This is a genomic window from Hymenobacter sp. J193, from assembly GCF_024700075.1.
In the GTDB taxonomy this organism is placed as follows: domain Bacteria; phylum Bacteroidota; class Bacteroidia; order Cytophagales; family Hymenobacteraceae; genus Hymenobacter.
Map to the genome: position 1 here is coordinate 854866 of NZ_JAJONE010000001.1, position 16471 is coordinate 871336.

The following is a 16471-nucleotide window of genomic DNA, read 5'->3' on the forward strand; positions in this document are numbered from 1 at the left end:
GAGGGGAACTAGCTTCTCCTAGCTACTAACTCCTGACTCCTAGCTCCCCCCCTCATGCCAGACCTCTCCATAAATTTTGCCGGCATCAAGTCGCCCAATCCGTTCTGGCTGGCTTCGGCGCCGCCCACCAACTCGGGCTATCAGGTGATGAAAGCCTTTGACGCCGGCTGGGGCGGGGCCGTATGGAAAACCCTGGGCGTGCCCGTGGTGAACGTGTCGAGCCGCTACGGCAGCGTGAACTACCGCGACAAGCGCATGATGGGCTTCAACAATATCGAGCTGATTTCGGACCGCCCGCTGGCCGACAACCTGCGCGAGATTGAGGAAGTGAAAAAGCGTTTCCCGAACCACGCCGTCATTGCCTCGCTCATGGTGCAAAGCCGGCAGGAGTGGCACGACATCGTGCGCGACGTGGAAAACGCCGGCTCCGACGGCATTGAGCTGAACTTCGGCTGCCCCCACGGCATGTGTGAGCGAGGCATGGGCTCGGCCGTGGGCCAGGAGCCGGAAGTACTCCAGACCATTGTGGAGTGGGTGATGGAAGTGGCGCGCATCCCGGTTATCGTGAAGCTCACGCCCAACATTTCGGACATTACGGAGCCCGCTATGGCCGCGCGGCGCGGGGGCGCCAACGCCATTTCGCTCATCAACACCATCCAGAGTATTGTGGGTGTGGACCTGGATTTGTTTGCCCCCTACCCGATTGTGGATGGCAAGGGCAGCAACGGCGGCTACTGCGGCCCGGCCGTGAAGCCCATTGCCCTGAACATGGTGAAGAATTGCGCCCAGCACCCCGACGTGCGCCTACCCATTTCCGGCATCGGCGGCATCGAAACCTGGCGCGACGCCGTGGAGCACATTCTGCTCGGAGCCTCCTCGGTGCAGGTGTGCACGGCGGCCATGCACTACGGCTTTGGCATCATCCGGGAAATGACCAGCGGGCTGGAGCAGTACATGAGCGAAAAAGGCTTCCGCACCATTGACGACATGGTGGGCCGCGCCCTGCCCAACGTGAAGCACTGGGAAGACCTCAACCTCAAGTACAAAGTCACCGCCCACATCAACCCCGATAAGTGCATCGGCTGCCAGCTGTGCTACACCGCCTGCGAGGACGGCGCCCACCAGGCCATCCAACTCAACGCGGGCACGCGTATCCCCGAAATCATCGACGAGAACTGCGTGGGCTGCAACCTCTGCTCCCTGGTGTGCCCCGTGGAGCAGTGCATTACCATGGAGCGCCGCGACGACGGCACCCAGCACCAGACCTGGAAAGAGCGCACCGAGGCCGATGATATTCCCGTCACCTTCAACGATGAGCGCGCCGGCGGCCTACACCACTGGGTACCCGAGCCCGCCGCCGCCCTGGGTAAGGAAAGGCAAAAGACACTGCCCGGCAAGGCGCGGCAGTATCAGGAAGTAGCGGAATGATACACTGTTCCATTTAGCGAAGCGGCCCCAAACTCGGTTGAATTTGGGGCCGCTTTTCTGAATAGAGCAAAGTCAAAAGCCCGAGCGTTTTACCGAATTTAATCTTAACTATAAGGTAATAACAAGCTTTTGTTTGGTATATGATGCCAATCCAATATATATATTTTATTGAATTTAGCATTTCAGGCATTATATCGCCAAATGGGCTGTTTCGCACTTTCTTTATTATTATTTAATATAAGCTCAATTATATTAATATCTATTTTTTCACCCCAAACAGCCCTGTCATTATTAGCGTATTTATAAGTAAAATTATTAAAATTTTCTAATTCAGGCTTTTCTATTCTGTTACTATCAAGAATTTTTGTTATTCTATTCAAATATTCTAAAGACATCGGTGAACCGTCCCTTACTCCTCCATACAAAGAACAAGTGCCAATTTGATCAATTAAATCTATTATTTCACAAATTTCTTGATTTACCTGTTTATAAATACTTTTGAAATAGTTGTACTGCTGCTTGGTTATAAATTCAAATAAGCATTCTTCATATGGCTTGTCGTCCATAATACAAAAAGGAATACATTCAGATTGCTTGTCGGACCATAAGCATAAGTCTTTAACCGCATCTCCTTTTGGATATTCCAAAAGGAAGTCAAACAACATTTGCCAGTCTAATTTTTCAAAATTAAAATGATAAATTGCTTTTTGCAATGAACAAACTCCAAACAAAAATCGCCCACGAATTGTGACATTTATAAACTGATCTTTCACCATTTATCGCCTTTGTAAACTACCACCCAATGTCAAGATAATCGATACCCCAACCAACATTCATAGCTTAAAGCATCCCAATATAGCATGCTTCCAGCTATTGTAGAAACGACCGACCTCAAAGTAACTATTGCTTCCTTTACTCAGGCTAAGCTTGAGGTCTGCCCACCTGGCAGGGTATCCAAAGCCACTTACGCCCGTAAAAGTCAGACCGTCGGGTTTCCGCGTCATTAAGCATCCAGAAATGACAATCTGTCACGGAAAACCGGCCTCAACCGGGCTGGTACGCGTCTTGTAATTCCCCGGCGTGAGTGCTTCGGCGCTCCTGAACCTGACACCTCAACACCCTAACGATACTCCTGAACAATGGGAAAAATAATTGGTATTGACCTCGGCACCACCAACTCCTGCGTGGCCGTAATGGAAGGCAACGAGCCGGTGGTGATTCCAAATAGCGAAGGCCGCCGCACGACTCCGTCGATTGTGGCCTTCCTCGACAACGGTAAAGGCGAGCGTAAAGTAGGTGACCCGGCTAAGCGTCAGGCCATTACCAACCCGCACAACACCATCCAGTCGATCAAGCGTTTCATGGGCCGTAACTTCTCGGAGGTAACCGAAGAAGCCAAGAACGTGTCCTACGCGCTGGGCAGTGGCTCCAACAACACGGTGGGCGTGAAAATCGGCGACCGGCAGTACACGCCTCAGGAGATTTCGGCGATGGTGCTGCAGAAGATGAAGCAGACCGCCGAAGATTACCTCGGCCAGCCCGTGACGGAAGCCGTGATTACGGTGCCCGCCTACTTCAACGACGCCCAGCGCCAGGCTACCAAAGAAGCCGGTGCCATTGCTGGCCTTGATGTGAAGCGCATCATCAACGAGCCCACGGCGGCTGCCCTGGCCTATGGCCTCGACAAAGACCACTCGAACCACAAAGTAGCCGTGTATGACCTCGGCGGTGGTACGTTTGATATTTCGATTCTGGAGCTTGACAACGGCGTATTCGAAGTACTGAGCACCAACGGTGACACCCACCTCGGTGGCGACGACTTCGACCAGGTTATCATCAACTTCCTGGCGGAAACTTTCGCCTCGGAAAACGAAGGCCTCGACCTGCGCAAGGATGCTATGGCTCTGCAGCGCCTGAAAGAAGCTGCGGAAAAAGCCAAAGTGGAGCTGTCGTCGTCGACGGAAACGGAAATCAACCTGCCCTACGTAACGGCTACGGCCTCCGGCCCCAAGCACCTGGTGGTGAAGCTGAGCCGCGCCAAGTTCGAGCAGCTGGCCGATTCGCTGATCCGCCGGTCGATGGAGCCGGTGAAAAAGGCTCTGCAGGACGCCGGCCTGAGCACTTCCGATATCAACGACGTGATTCTGGTAGGTGGCTCTACCCGCATTCCGCGCATCCAGGAAGAGGTAGAGAAGTTCTTCGGCAAGAAGCCTTCCAAAGGTGTGAACCCCGACGAAGTAGTAGCCGTGGGCGCTGCCATCCAGGGCGGTGTACTGACCGGTGAGGTAAAAGACGTGCTCCTGCTCGACGTAACCCCGCTTTCGCTGGGTATCGAAACGATGGGCGGCGTGATGACCAAGCTCATCGAGTCGAACACCACCATCCCAACCAAGAAGTCCGAGACGTTCTCGACGGCTTCCGACAACCAGCCTTCCGTCGAAATCCACGTGCTGCAGGGCGAGCGGCCCATGGCTTCGCAGAACCGCACCATCGGCAAGTTCCACCTCGACTCTATTCCGCCAGCCCCCCGCGGCGTTCCGCAGATCGAAGTAATCTTCGACATTGATGCCAACGGCATTCTGCACGTAACGGCCAAGGACAAAGGCACCGGCAAGGAGCAGAAAATCCGCATTGAGGCCTCCTCGGGCCTGTCGGATGCCGACATTGAGCGGATGCGCCAGGAAGCCCAGGCCAACGCCGAAGCCGACAAGGCCGAGCGCGAGAAAATCGAGAAGGTGAACCAGGCTGACTCGATGATCTTCCAGACCGAAAAGCAGCTGCAGGAGTACGGCGACAAGCTGAGCGGCGGCAACAAAACAGCTGTGGAAAGCGCCCTTGCCGACCTCAAGAAAGCCCACGAGAGCAAAGGCCTCGGTCAGATTGATACGGCTATGGCCGCCATCAACGCGGCGTGGCAGGCTGCCTCGCAGGAAATGTACGCTCAGAGCGGCCCCGCTGGCCAGCCCGGCGCGGAAGGTGGCAACCCCTTCGGCGGTGCCGGCCAACCTGGCGGCAACGGCCAGCAAGGCGCCGGCCACGACAACGTGACCGACGTGGACTACGAAGAAGTAGACGGCCAGAAGTAATCGGCTGATCTAAGTTAAAAAAGGTCCCGACTGCAGAGTTGGGGCCTTTTTGCGTTTAGCTGCTTATTCCAGAACGCCATGCTGAGCGGAGTCGAAGCATCTCTACCGCTTCGTTGCAATTCTATTCAGACGAAGCGGTAGAGATGCTTCGACAAGCTCAGCATGACGGTTTACTAAATAGGACTGCGCCGCTACCTTTGGGCCGCATCAGTTCTCAGGATTTACATGGCTCACTTTCTTATCATCGGGGGCGGCATTGCCGGGCTAGCCACGGCGCAGGCCTTGCTTCAGCAGAATCATCAGGTTCAGGTATTTGAAGCGGCTACCGAACTGCGAGAAGTGGGCGCGGGCGTGGTGCTGGGCGCCAACGCCATGCGCGCCCTCGACCGGTTGGGAATGCACGATATAGTACACCAACAGGGGTTTACGGTAACGGGCATCGGGCTGCTGGATGAGTTCGGCCGTGACCTCAACGCCATCGACACCCGCCCATTTACCGAGCGGGTCGGCTACGATAACCTGGCCATTCACCGCGCCGAGCTACAGCGCCTGCTGCTGGAGGCATTACCGGCTGGTACCGTGCAGCTGGGTAAGCGCCTAGCTAGATTCGAGCAAACGGCCACGCAGGTCACCGCCTATTTTGAAGATGGCAGCCACCTGACCACCGATGCGCTGCTGGCCGCCGACGGCATCAACTCCCGGGTGCGGCGGCAGCTACTGCCCGGGAGTCAGCCGCGCTACGCGGGCTATACCTGCTGGCGGGGTGTGGTAGATGCCTCGGTGTTGCAGCTGCCGGCGGGGCGCACCACCGAAACCTGGGGCCGCGCCGGCCGCTTCGGCATGGTACCGCTGGGGAACGGGCAGGTGTACTGGTTTGCCTGCGTCAACAGCCCCGAGGCGCGCAACGCCCACTTTCGCGCCTTTCGCGTGGCTGATCTGCAGCGGCAGTTTGCCCGCTACCACGCCCCCATTCCGCAGTTACTGGCCCTGACTACTGATGAGCAGCTGCTCTGGGGTGACATTCTGGACCTGAAACCGCTCCGCCAGTTCCATTTTGGCCGGGTGCTGCTTATCGGTGACGCGGCCCACGCCACCACGCCCAACATGGGCCAGGGTGCCGGCCAGGCCGTGGAAGATGCCGCTGCGCTGGCGTCATGCTTGGCTGCGGCCATTTCGGTTGAAGCTGCCTTTCAGCTGTTCGACCAGCGCCGCCGGCCGCGTACCACGCGCATCGTCACGCAGTCGTGGCAGCTGGGGAAAGCCGCCCAGCTTACCAATCCGGTGCTGGTGAAGCTGCGCAACGCCGTGATGCGCGCCCTGCCCAGCCGCCTGAACGAGCAGCAGATGGCTTTCCTCTACGAGGAGGGCGAGTAGCTATTCGTGCCGCAACGCGTTTCTTTACCTGGCACTATGTCTTACCCTTTCCCGATGCGTATTCCCTTCCAGTCTTTTACCGCCCAGAATGCCCGCATCCGCGAGGCCACGCTGGAGGCCATGACGCGGGTGTTTGACTCGGAGTGGTACGTGCTGGGCGAGGAAGTGCGGGCATTTGAAGCGGAGTACGCCGCCTTCAGCCACACGGCGCATTGCGTGGGCGTGAGTAGTGGCCTTGCGGCCCTGCACCTGGCACTGCTGGCCCTGGGCATCGGCCCCGGCGACGAAGTACTCGTACCCAGCAACGCTTACGTAGCTACCTGGCTGGCCGTGTCGTATGTGGGGGCCACCATCGTGCCAGTAGAACCCGACGCAGCTACCGGCAACCTTGACCCGGCGTTGTTGGCAGCCGCTATTACGCCGCAGACCCGCGCTATTATGCCGGTGCATCTCTACGGGCAGGCCTGTGATATGGCGGCTATTATGCAGGTAGCACAAGCACACAACCTTTGGGTGGTGGAAGACAATGCCCAGGCGCATGGTGCCACCAGCCACGGCCAGCTTACCGGTTCCTTTGGGCACCTGAACGTCACCAGCTTCTACCCCACCAAAAACCTGGGTGCCCTCGGCGACGCCGGCGCCCTTACCACGAACGATGCCGCGCTGGCCGAGCAGCTGCAGGTGCTGCGTAACTACGGCTCCCGCCAGAAATACCAGAACGAAGTCATTGGCCAGAACGCCCGGCTGGATGAGCTGCAGGCCGCCGTCCTGCGCGTGAAGCTACCCCAACTGCCTTTCTGGACGCAACAGCGCCAGCAGTTGGCGGCCTGGTACGATGTCGGGCTGGCCGATATTGCCTGGCTGCAGCGGCCGTATTGCCTGCCTTATTCCACGCACGTTTATCACCTATATGTGGTGCAAACGCCGCATCGTGATGCCCTGCAGCAGCACCTCACGGCCCACGGAATCGGCACGGCTGTTCATTACCCGGTACCGCCGCATCTGCAGCCGGCTTACCAGCATCTGGATTTCTCCCAAGGTCTGTTCCCTGTTGCCGAGCAGCTAGCTTCTACCAGCCTCAGCCTTCCACTTTGGCCCGGCATGACGGAAGCGCAGGTAGCCGAAGTAGTTCAGGCAATATGGAAGTTTCCCTTGAAGTAGCGGGTACCGGGACAAACTATCCGTCATGCCGAGCCAGAACTGTCATCCTGAGCAAAGCGAAGGATCTTGGTAATGTGGTAGAATCATTTACTACAATACCAAGATCCTTCGCTTTGCTCAGGATGACAACTCCACTTCCTACGTCGTCAGTTCCTTCTTGGGCTGGGGGCTGCTGGCTTCATCTTCCTCCTCCTCGTTTTCTTCCTCGAAGCCTTCCTGAATTTTCTCCAGGGCTTCTTCGTGGTCACTGGCATCAGCTTCCTCCGCGTTTTCCTCCTGGATAACCTTGTGGTCGGGCTCGTAGCTGAGCTTGATGTAGATGGGAAAATGGTCGGAGCCCACGTAAGGCAGGCGTTCCATATCGTCTACTTTGAAGTGCGGCGACACAAACACGTGGTCGAGGGGCCAGCGCATGAGGCGGTAGTCGGCGTGGAAGGTAGGCAGTAGCCCGCGGCCCACGCGGGGGTCGAGCAAGCCGCTTATGCGCCGAAACAGCTCAGACGTGTGCGACCAGGCCACATCGTTCATATCCCCGAACACGATAGTCGGCTCGTCGCGGCGGTCAATTTCTTTGCCTACCAGCAGCAGCTCAGCGTCGCGCTTGGTGCTGGTTTTGGATTCCTGGGGCGCTGGCGGCTTGGGGTGCAGCCCGTAGATTCGCACCCGTGTCTTGGTACCAGGCAAATCCACGTAGGTATGAATGGAGGGAATGTCGTCGTCGAGTAAGTACTTAATCGTGCAGTTTTCCAGCGGCAGGCGCGAAAAAAACAGCAGACCGTAGGTGTTGTCGAGGGGTTCGTGACAGGTGTAAGGGTGGGTTTTCTCGAGCGGACGCAGCTGATTCAGCCACCACTCGTCGGTTTCCACCGCCATGATAATGTCGGGGTCTGCTTCTTGAATCACAGCCAGGGCTCTGGCTCCCTGCTTGTTAAACTGCAGCACGTTCATCATCACCAGGCTTAAGTGCGCCTGACTTTTGCTGGTCGTACTATCACCCACCTGCTTGCGGACCAGGGGCGTGTAGGGCATGATGCGAAACACCTGATACCCTACTACCACGGCCAGCATCGCCAGGAGCGTAAGACCCCAGTAGCCCGGCAGCCGGTGCCATTTCAGCGCCAGGCCGGCCAGCAGCACCAGCAGCGTAACGCCCACAATCTGCAGGCGCGGAAAGTCGCAGATACGAATCCACCACGCGGTTTGGCGCAGCAGCGGCAGCAGCGTCGCCACCACAGCAGCCACCGCCAGCAGCAGCATCAGCGCATGCAATACAATCAGCCAGACCGGCATAGAACTAAAATCAGGCACAAGCAGGGAATGAGAGGCTAAGGGAATGAGTGAGGTACCAGTGTAGTGAGCGGAAAAGCAGCGGCTGGCTTCTTCCCCTGATTCACGCACTTACTCATTTACCTCTAATCGTCGCTGAAGCCGCCTTTGCGCAGCTCCTCGATGGTGCGCATTACTTTATCCTTGAGGGAGGTGCGGTACTTTTCCAGCACATCAGCCAGCCGGGCGTTGCTCAACCCCAGAATCTGGGTGGCCAGCACGGCGGCGTTGGGTGCCCCATCAATAGAAACCGTGGCCACGGGCACGCCGGCCGGCATTTGCAGCATCGACAGCACCGAATCCAGCCCCCGGATGGAGGTAGTGGAGTTGATGGGCACCCCAATAACGGGCAGCGTGGTGAAAGCGGCGACCATCCCGGGCAGGTGAGCCGCTCCGCCCCCGCCGGCAATAATCACGCGCAGGCCGCGCTTGCGGGCCGTTTCGGCATACTCCACCAAGCGGTGCGGGGTGCGGTGCGCCGAAACCAGGGTAATTTCGAAGGGCACACCAAACTGGCGCAGCAGCTCGGCCGCGCCGGTCATGATCTTCAGATCGGACTGGGAGCCCATAATAATGCCCACGATGGGGGTAGCGTCGGGGGCAGCGGGCGAGTCGGCGGCCGAAGCCGCGGGGGGTGGGTAGTCATGGAATCAGTAGCGGAAAATAGGAAGGCTCAACCGGCTTGGGCGGTTCTACGCGCCCGGGGCCCGGTGGTTGGCTCCCTAAACATAGCATTTTTCCTGTTTGCTGATTCTCAAAGGCTCGTACCTTTGGTTTGCCTCTGCCTGACGCGCGCCGCCCATGGAAATTCTGCTCGCCACGTTCACCACCCTGTTTTCCGTTGTGAATCCCTTCGGGGCCATGCCGGTATTTCTGACCCTCACCGAGGAAGACACGCCCCAGGAACGCGCCAACATCGGCCTGAAGGCGTGCCTGTACATGATTGGGGTGCTCACCGTGTCGTTTGTGGCCGGGCAGTACGTGCTCAATTTCTTTGGCATCAACATCCACCACCTGCGCATTGCGGGCGGTATTCTACTGATGCGTTCAGCCTTCGACCTGCTCACGCCGGGCGGCAACCGCGCCAAGGTTTCGGACGCCACCCTGGAGGAAAGCATGCACAAAAACGATATTTCGTTTACCCCGCTGGCTATGCCCATGCTCTCGGGCCCGGGCTCCATGGCCGTGTGCATCGGCCTCTTTACGGAGCACCTCTCCTACCTCGATATGGGGTTGATCATCCTCGGGTTTGTGCTGGTGGCGCTGGCGGCCTATATTATTCTGATGTCGTCGCTGCGGCTCACGCGGTTTCTGGGGCGGCCGGGCATGGCGGCGCTGGCGCGGATTATGGGCTTTATTACCCTAGCTATTGGGGTGAATTTCCTGGCTACGGCCATCAAGGCGCTTTTTCCCGGGCTCACGCATTGAGGTGAGATAGTGAAATAGTGAGTCTGACGACCAATTCGCGCAATCTGTGCAGGCAGAACGTCAGACACACCATTTCACCAGCTCACTATTTCACTGTTTGTACCTTTGCCCCGATTATGCTGAAGAACGACCTCCTGCTCCGTGCCGCCCGCGGCGAAGATACCGAACGTACCCCCGTGTGGCTGATGCGCCAGGCGGGCCGCATCCTGCCCCAGTACCGCGCCCTGCGGGGCCGCCTGAGCGGCTTCAAGGAGCTGGTGGAAACGCCCGAGCTGGCCGCCGAAGTCACCATTCAGCCGGTGGATGCGCTGGACGTGGACGCGGCCATCATCTTCTCCGACATTCTGGTGGTGCCAGAGGCCATGGGCCTCACCTACGAAATGGTGGAGGCCCGCGGCCCGCTGTTTCCGCAAACTGTGCAGTCGCGCCACGATGTAGACCGCCTGCGCATTGCCGACCCCGAGGAACACCTGGGCTACGTACTGGAAGCCATCCGCGTAACCAAGCGCAGCCTCAACGGCCGCGTGCCGCTGATCGGCTTTGCCGGCGCCCCCTGGACGATTCTGGCGTACATGGTGGAGGGCCACGGCTCCAAAACGTTCAGCAAAGCCCGCCGCCTGCTGTACACCGACCCGCAGCTGGCTCATGAGCTGCTGCGCAAGATTACGGCTACTACTATTGCCTACCTGCAGGCTCAGGTAGAAGCCGGCGCCAACCTCATTCAGGTGTTCGACTCCTGGGCCGGCATCCTGCCCCCCGACCACTATCAGGAGTTCAGCACCCGCTACATCCGCGAAATCTGTGAGGCCCTGCCCAATGTGCCCGTGACGGTATTTGCCAAGGGTGCTTTCTTTGCCGTGCCCGAGTTTGCCACGCTGCCCTGCCGCACCATCGGGCTGGACTGGAACGAGGACCCGCGGGCTGTACGCGCCGCCATCGGTGACGGCAAAACCCTGCAGGGCAACCTCGACCCCTGCGCCCTCTACGGCACGCCGGAGCAGGTGCAGCACGCCACCATCCAGATGCTGCGCCGCTTTGGGCCCCAGCGCCACATTGCCAACCTGGGCCACGGCGTGTATCCCGACACCAACCCCGACAACGTGAAGGTGTTCATCGAAACGGTGAAAGAGTTCAGCGCCCTGGCCCGCGAAGGCCAGATTTAAAGCTTCATAGTGAGGCAGAGCCGATGCCATCCGTCCTCTGCGAAGTAGGAAATGTCCTTTTACCAGAAAGCCCCTGACGTTCGTGCTGACGTCAGGGGCTTTTCACATTCCAGGCCTTGGTTCGTTGCTCAAGACGGATTGCTTCGGACACGGGCTTGATGCGCCACATGCCTCGCAATGACAGAAAGCTCTTTGAATAGCCACAGCCTAGCGGCTCAACTGCAGGCCTTTTTCCTGGGCTTCGGCCAGCAGCAGCTGTTTTTCGATGGGTACCACGCCCACCTGCTCACATACCAGGCCGCCGCCGAGGTTGGCCAGCGCGGCCGTTACGGGAGCGGATAAGCCCAGGGCCACGCACAGGGCCGCAATGCTGATAACCGTATCGCCGGCGCCCGAAACGTCGGAAATGGTGCGCAGGTGCGCGGGCAAATAAGTGCGCGTCAGTTCACGGTCTTCCACGAAAACGCCGCGCTCGGAAAGGGTGACCAGCACGGTATCCGGCATCAGGACTTCCCGTAGTCGGGCTACCGCCGCCTCAAAGTGGGGCCGGTCGGCATCGGAGTCACCGAAATCCAGCTTGAGGCCTTCGCGCAGCTCTTTCAGATTCGGCTTGAACAGGGTGCAGTGCTGATACGCCAGAAAGTTCTTTTTCTTGGGGTCGACGACGGTAGGGATGCCCTGGGCCCGCGCCAGCCCAATGAAGCGTTGAATGCTGGCCGCGTTGAGCACACCCTTATCGTAGTCCTCAAAAATGACCACGTCGGCGCGGGGCAGTAGTTGCTCGAAGCGGGCGGTGAGGTCGGCATTTTCGGCTTCGTTGAGGTCAGTTTCCACCTCGGAGTCGATGCGCAGGAGCTGCTGCCCGTGGGCCAGAATGCGCTGCTTTACGGTAGTAGGCCGATGCGTAGAGCGCACCATGCCCTCGGCCGAAAGCCCCCCGGCGTGTAGCAGATCCAGCAGTTGGTCGCCGCCCTGGTCCTGGCCAACCACGGCGCACAGCAGTGGTTTGGCCCCCAGGGCCTGCACGTTCAGGGCCACGTTGGCGGCCCCGCCCAAGCGCTGTTCCTGCCGGCTCACGTTCACCACGGGCACTGGCGCCTCGGGCGAGAGGCGCGCGGCCTTGCCCCACACGTAGGCATCCATCATCACGTCGCCCACAATGAGCACGGTGAGCTGGTTGAAAGCGGCAAACAAAGCGGGCAACGAAGTGGGAGGTGCGGCAGCAGGCATCAAGGCAAAGTCAGGTACAGAGCCGCAAAGGTAGGCAGCCCGGCCACAACGCGCCGTACGCAAAAACGTCCTAATGTCTTGCCCAAGACATTAGGACGTTTTACCAAAGACATTACTATGTCTTGTCCCGGACATTACTATGTCCGCCCTCAAACGTTACTACGATTTTCCGGAGCTAGGCCAGCTTGGCTACGCTGTTTTTGATGCGCTGGAAGGCTTCGCGCAGCTTTTCATCGGCGGCGGCGGTGCTGAAGCGGATGCAGGCCGGCGCGCCAAACGCGCCCCCATCTACGGCAGCCACGTGGGCATCGTTGAGCAGGTACATAGCCAGGTCGGCCGCAGAGCTAATGGTTTGCCCCTCGGGCGTGGCTTTGCCGAAGCAGCCGCTCACATCGGGGAAGACGTAGAAGGCGCCGCTGGGCGTGGGCGTGCGGAAGCCGGGAATGTCCTGGGCCAGCTCCAGCACCAGGTCGCGGCGGCGGTGGTAGGCCGTCACCATCTCATCGGCGGAGCTGCGGCCGCCCAGGAGAGCGGCCAGGGCCGCCCGCTGGGCAATGGAGCAGGTACCGGACGTAATCTGGCTCTGGATTTTCTCGCAGGCGCTGGCAATTTCCTTGCGGGCCACTAGGTAGCCCACGCGCCAGCCCGTCATGGCGTAGCCCTTCGAGAAGCCGTTCACGGTAATCACGCGGTCCTTTATGTCCTCAAACTGGGCGATGCTCACGTGCTCCCCCACGAAGTTGATGTACTCGTAAATCTCGTCGGCCAGCACGTGTACGTGCGGGTGGCGGGCCACTACCTCGGCAATGGCGCCCAGCTCTTCGCGGCTGAACACCGAGCCCGTAGGGTTGCAGGGCGAGGAGTACATGATGAGGCGGGTGCGGGGCGTAATGGCGGCTTCCAGCTCGGCGGCCGTCACCTTGAAGTCGTTTTCCAGGGAGCCCACCAGCGGCACCGGCACGCCCTCGGCCAGCTTCACCATCTCCTCGTAGCTTACCCAGTAGGGCGCAAACACCACTACTTCGTCGCCGGGGTTTACCAGGCTCATCACCACGTTCACCAGGGCTTGCTTGGCGCCGGTGCTCACCACAATGTTTTCGGGCTTGTAGCTGAGGTGGTTTTCGCGCTGCAGCTTGTCGCAGATAGCCTGACGCAGCTCGAGGTAGCCGGGTACGGGCGTGTAGAGCGTGTAGCCCTGGTCGAGAGCCTCCTTGGCGGCGTCCTTGATGTACTGGGGGGTCTGGAAATCCGGCTCGCCAAAGCTCAGGTTAATCACATCAAACCCTTCAGCCGCCAGCGCCCGGGCTTTTTTGGCCATAGCAATGGTCTGCGACTCCTGCATGGAGTTGATGCGGTCGGACAACACGAGGGGCGCGAGGGTAGTAGCTTCAGCGGACATTAGGAAGAAGGTTGAAAGCAGTGAGCGTGATAACACAAAAGTAGGCGGAATGTACGCAGCCCCTCCGGAACTACAAGTACCTGCTTTCGGCGGTTTTACGCTTTCTAGTTTTGGGTGAAACGTAACAGGAGACAGGTAACACGTAACAGGCTGGTAGGCAAGCAGCGTATTACTGCCGGGCCACTTTGCGGCCGCCAGTCGGGAGCTTGGCTTCTATCCTTCAGCAGGCAGACGAGGCCTGCGGCCTAAGTCTGCCGCCAGAGGCACACCTGTTACCTGTTACCTGTTACCTGTTACCTGTTACCTCATCACCTCACTCCTCTTCCCGGCCCAACTGGCGGAAGCAGCGCAAAAGCAGGCGCAGGTCGGTGCCGGTTTCGTAGTCCTTGGCGTAGAGCAGCTCCAGGCGGCGGCGCGTGGCCCCGGTGAGCGGACCGGCGGCCTGGGCCGCATCGGCGGGCGAGAGAATGGCCCGGGCCAGGCGGCGTGGCGCGGCGGCGTAGCGCAGGCCCACCCAGGTACGGGAGCCACCGAGCACGCGCAGGCAGTTGCGCAGAAAACCGCCTTTGCGCGGCTGCCACCAGATGAGGAGCGGCGCGCCTAGCAGAAAGCCCAGGCTGGCTACAAAATCGAGTACCCGCTTGTTGCGTACCTGCTGGGGCCGGAACAGATTCAGGGTGATGTCGAGAGCGTAGTAGTCGCCGGGCGAGTCTTTGCCGGAGCTGCCGATGATGTACTCACTGTCCTGGGGCAGAATTTTGTAGGCCACCGGCGGGTGCTGGGGCACACTCACCATCAACCCGATAATCTGGCTGGCGGTTAGGTCGCGCCCGCAGAAAATCAGCTCGTGCAGCTCGTAGATGCGGATGATGTCGGCCAGTTGCCGCACCTCGCCCAGCAGGTCATCAACCGGGGCTTCTAGGGTTTCTGCGTCAGCCAGAAGGGCGGCCGTAGCGGTGGTATACCGGCCGGCACCGGGGCGGCTTACCGGCTCATAAGACGGCGTGGCGCGGACAGAGCGCACGGGCGCCCCGGCTTTGGCGGGCTCGATGTAGCCGATGATGCGGGCCGGCACGGCAGCGTTTTCCAGCAGCTGGCGCACCCGCTGGCTTTCCTCGAACGAGCCCACGATGCCCACATTTTTCTGGTGTTGGCGGGTAAGGCTGAGGGTGCGGTAGCGCAGGAAGTTGGACGCCAGCCGGCGCAGCACCAGCGCCGCCACGGCCCACACCCCACCCAGCACAATAAGGGCCTTGGAAAAGCGCCACGCGTCCAGAAAGTTGCTGACGGCCGAAATCAGCAACGTGCCCAGGAATACGCCGCGCACAATGCGCCGGGCCCTGGTGGGCTGGTCGTAGGCCCCACTGAAAAACGCCGACACGAGCCACACGGCCACGTACACCGGCACGGCCACCAGCATATATTTCTCGGGGTAGGGCCCGCGCACGTACTTGTGGTTGTGCTCCCAGTAGGTTTTCAGGAAGTACATGCCCCCATAGATCAGGCCGGCATCCAGCAGCACGGGGGCGGCCTGCGCGGCCAGGCGCTGGGCCACCGCCGCCCCGGCCCGCAGCCAGATGGCCAGGTTGATGAGGAGGCTGAACGTGCCCGCCCGCTCCGGTGCGAAGTGCTTGCGGGCAAAGATGACCATGGCCCGGTAAAACACGAACACATAGTTGACGCTCGTGCGTTTGGTGCTTTCGCCCTTGTAGTGGATGATGCGCGTGCCGGGAAAATAGTAGTTCAGCCAGCCGCCCCGCGTGAGGCGGTACGAGAGGTCGATGTCCTCGCCGTACATGAAGTAGTCCTCATCGAGCAGCCCTACCTCGTCCAGCGCGGCTTTGCGCATGAGCATAAAGGCCCCGCTCAGAACTTCTATTTCGTGGGTCTGGTCTTTGTCGAGGAAGCCCAGGTGGTAGCGCCCGAAGCGCCGCGACTTCGGAAACAGCTTGGCCAGCCCGAAAATCTTGTAGAATGCCACCCAGGGCGTGGGCAGCCCCCGCTTGCTTTCAGGCAGAAAACGACCCTGCCCGTCGAGCATCTTCACGCCCAGCCCCCCGGCGCGCGGGTGCGCGTCCATGAATGCGCAGCACAGCCGGAAGGTGTCTTCCTCCACCACCGTATCGGGGTTGAGTAGCAGCACGTACTGCCCGCGGGCCTGGTGGATGGCCTGGTTGTTGGCCTTCGAGAAGCCGGGGTTGTCGTGGTTTTCGATAAGGACGACCTCCGGAAACCGCGCCCGCACCATAGCCACTGAGCCATCTACGGAGTTGTTGTCGACCACAAACACCTCCACCGGCTCACCCAGCTTTTCCACCGCCCGCCGCACCGACAACAGCGCCTGCTCCAGAAAGTAGCACACGTTATAGTTGACGATAACAACGGAAAGCTTCACAACGGGTGAGGACACGGGCAGTAGAATAGGCCGCGAAAGGTAAGCAGTCGGGTGGTTATTGCGAACCTGCGCCGTTGTCGGTTATGTATTTTGTGGTCGACTCAACACTTTCGCGTGAAAATGAATTTAGAACTGCTACTTACTGCCGACGTAGTTTTCTACGTTTCATACCCGCCGCGTTTCGCTTTCCCGATCACCAAATCTTTTCGGGTTTCGCTGTGGTTATCCGAGCCGGTGCTGTATTTCCCGGCTGAGTTTCAGATAAAGCAGGCCATGTACCCCAATCAGCAGTATCAGCTTCAGATTATACTGGCAGTCTCCGAGGAGTTAGAGCAGCATTTTCAACCCGAAACGAAGTTTCTTTTTGGCCATATCCTTCAGGCCAGTGGTCAGGGTCGAGTAATCCGTGTTGACCCTTACATGCACAAGCCAGTTTGGGTGACTTCATAAAAAAGACCTGCCTGAAGAGGCAGGTCTTTTT

13 protein-coding genes are annotated in these 16471 nt (G+C 59.3%); 7 read left to right on the top strand and 6 right to left on the bottom strand.

Translation table 11 applies throughout. The features are described from left to right. The first annotated feature begins 54 nt into the window (after positions 1 to 54). Positions 55 to 1428, top strand: coding sequence for an NAD-dependent dihydropyrimidine dehydrogenase subunit PreA (preA, locus tag LRS06_RS03640; protein ID WP_257870228.1), 1374 nt, complete (start codon positions 55 to 57; stop codon positions 1426 to 1428). A 182-nt stretch (positions 1429 to 1610) separates the two neighbouring features. Here the strand turns inward: preA and LRS06_RS03645 are convergent, their stop codons facing one another. Next, positions 1611 to 2204: a hypothetical protein gene (locus tag LRS06_RS03645; protein ID WP_257870229.1), complete on the bottom strand. Its 594-nt coding sequence runs from the start codon at positions 2202 to 2204 to the stop codon at positions 1611 to 1613. Between the two features lie 363 nt (positions 2205 to 2567). Between LRS06_RS03645 and dnaK the strand changes: the two genes are divergently transcribed. The 3 genes from dnaK (at position 2568) to LRS06_RS03660 (ending at position 7049) form a co-directional block, all read left to right on the top strand. Next, positions 2568 to 4514, top strand: coding sequence for a molecular chaperone DnaK (dnaK, locus tag LRS06_RS03650; protein WP_257870230.1), 1947 nt, complete (start codon positions 2568 to 2570; stop codon positions 4512 to 4514). A 225-nt stretch (positions 4515 to 4739) separates the two neighbouring features. Then, the gene (locus LRS06_RS03655; protein ID WP_257870231.1) at positions 4740 to 5888 is read left to right on the top strand and encodes an FAD-dependent monooxygenase; all 1149 of its coding nucleotides are present in this window, start codon (positions 4740 to 4742) and stop codon (positions 5886 to 5888) included. Between the two features lie 36 nt (positions 5889 to 5924). Then, on the top strand, positions 5925 to 7049 hold the full coding sequence (locus LRS06_RS03660; RefSeq protein WP_257870232.1) for a DegT/DnrJ/EryC1/StrS aminotransferase family protein: 1125 nt from the start codon (positions 5925 to 5927) through the stop codon (positions 7047 to 7049). A gap of 138 nt (positions 7050 to 7187) precedes the next feature. Here LRS06_RS03660 and LRS06_RS03665 read toward each other — a convergent pair whose 3' ends face one another. Together LRS06_RS03665 and purE are read right to left on the bottom strand one after the other, a co-directional pair. Next, entirely contained in the window at positions 7188 to 8339 is a 1152-nt protein-coding gene (locus LRS06_RS03665) for an endonuclease/exonuclease/phosphatase family protein (protein ID WP_257870233.1), read from the bottom strand. 122 nt (positions 8340 to 8461) lie between these two features. Continuing rightward, positions 8462 to 8944 carry a 5-(carboxyamino)imidazole ribonucleotide mutase gene (purE, locus tag LRS06_RS03670; RefSeq protein WP_257873372.1) on the bottom strand — a complete coding sequence of 161 codons (483 nt, stop codon included), beginning with the start codon at positions 8942 to 8944 and terminating at the stop codon, positions 8462 to 8464. A gap of 232 nt (positions 8945 to 9176) precedes the next feature. Here purE and LRS06_RS03675 point away from each other — a divergent pair, with 232 nt between their 5' ends. Both LRS06_RS03675 and hemE read left to right on the top strand, forming a co-directional pair. Then, complete coding sequence (locus LRS06_RS03675) at positions 9177 to 9803, top strand: MarC family protein (protein ID WP_257870234.1); 627 nt, start codon at positions 9177 to 9179, stop codon at positions 9801 to 9803. 113 nt (positions 9804 to 9916) lie between these two features. Continuing rightward, positions 9917 to 10966 (top strand): uroporphyrinogen decarboxylase, encoded by a 1050-nt coding sequence (hemE, locus tag LRS06_RS03680; RefSeq protein ID WP_257873373.1) that lies wholly within the window; start codon positions 9917 to 9919, stop codon positions 10964 to 10966. Between the two features lie 207 nt (positions 10967 to 11173). Here hemE and LRS06_RS03685 read toward each other — a convergent pair whose 3' ends face one another. The 3 genes from LRS06_RS03685 to LRS06_RS03695 all read right to left on the bottom strand — a co-directional run bounded on the left by LRS06_RS03685 (position 11174) and on the right by LRS06_RS03695 (position 16005). After that, positions 11174 to 12196 (bottom strand): bifunctional heptose 7-phosphate kinase/heptose 1-phosphate adenyltransferase, encoded by a 1023-nt coding sequence (locus tag LRS06_RS03685; RefSeq protein ID WP_257873374.1) that lies wholly within the window; start codon positions 12194 to 12196, stop codon positions 11174 to 11176. Between the two features lie 175 nt (positions 12197 to 12371). Then, positions 12372 to 13595, bottom strand: coding sequence for a pyridoxal phosphate-dependent aminotransferase (locus LRS06_RS03690; RefSeq protein WP_257870235.1), 1224 nt, complete (start codon positions 13593 to 13595; stop codon positions 12372 to 12374). 313 nt (positions 13596 to 13908) lie between these two features. Beyond that, the gene (locus LRS06_RS03695) at positions 13909 to 16005 is read right to left on the bottom strand and encodes a glycosyltransferase family 2 protein (protein WP_257870236.1); all 2097 of its coding nucleotides are present in this window, start codon (positions 16003 to 16005) and stop codon (positions 13909 to 13911) included. Between the two features lie 105 nt (positions 16006 to 16110). Between LRS06_RS03695 and LRS06_RS03700 the strand changes: the two genes are divergently transcribed. After that, positions 16111 to 16440, top strand: a complete 330-nt coding sequence (locus LRS06_RS03700; RefSeq protein WP_257870237.1) for a hypothetical protein — start codon at positions 16111 to 16113, stop codon at positions 16438 to 16440. The last annotated feature ends 31 nt before the right edge of the window (positions 16441 to 16471 follow it).

Coding starts and splice junctions, on each gene's coding strand:
- LRS06_RS03700 (WP_257870237.1), top strand. CDS start 16,111: ATGAATTTAGAACTGCTACTTACTGCCGACGTAGTTTTCTACGTTTCA.
- LRS06_RS03660 (WP_257870232.1), top strand. CDS start 5,925: ATGTCTTACCCTTTCCCGATGCGTATTCCCTTCCAGTCTTTTACCGCC.
- LRS06_RS03655 (WP_257870231.1), top strand. CDS start 4,740: ATGGCTCACTTTCTTATCATCGGGGGCGGCATTGCCGGGCTAGCCACG.
- preA (WP_257870228.1), top strand. CDS start 55: ATGCCAGACCTCTCCATAAATTTTGCCGGCATCAAGTCGCCCAATCCG.
- LRS06_RS03675 (WP_257870234.1), top strand. CDS start 9,177: ATGGAAATTCTGCTCGCCACGTTCACCACCCTGTTTTCCGTTGTGAAT.
- dnaK (WP_257870230.1), top strand. CDS start 2,568: ATGGGAAAAATAATTGGTATTGACCTCGGCACCACCAACTCCTGCGTG.
- LRS06_RS03665 (WP_257870233.1), bottom strand. CDS start 8,339: ATGCCGGTCTGGCTGATTGTATTGCATGCGCTGATGCTGCTGCTGGCG.
- LRS06_RS03685 (WP_257873374.1), bottom strand. CDS start 12,196: ATGCCTGCTGCCGCACCTCCCACTTCGTTGCCCGCTTTGTTTGCCGCT.
- LRS06_RS03690 (WP_257870235.1), bottom strand. CDS start 13,595: ATGTCCGCTGAAGCTACTACCCTCGCGCCCCTCGTGTTGTCCGACCGC.
- purE (WP_257873372.1), bottom strand. CDS start 8,944: ATGGGCTCCCAGTCCGATCTGAAGATCATGACCGGCGCGGCCGAGCTG.
- LRS06_RS03645 (WP_257870229.1), bottom strand. CDS start 2,204: ATGGTGAAAGATCAGTTTATAAATGTCACAATTCGTGGGCGATTTTTG.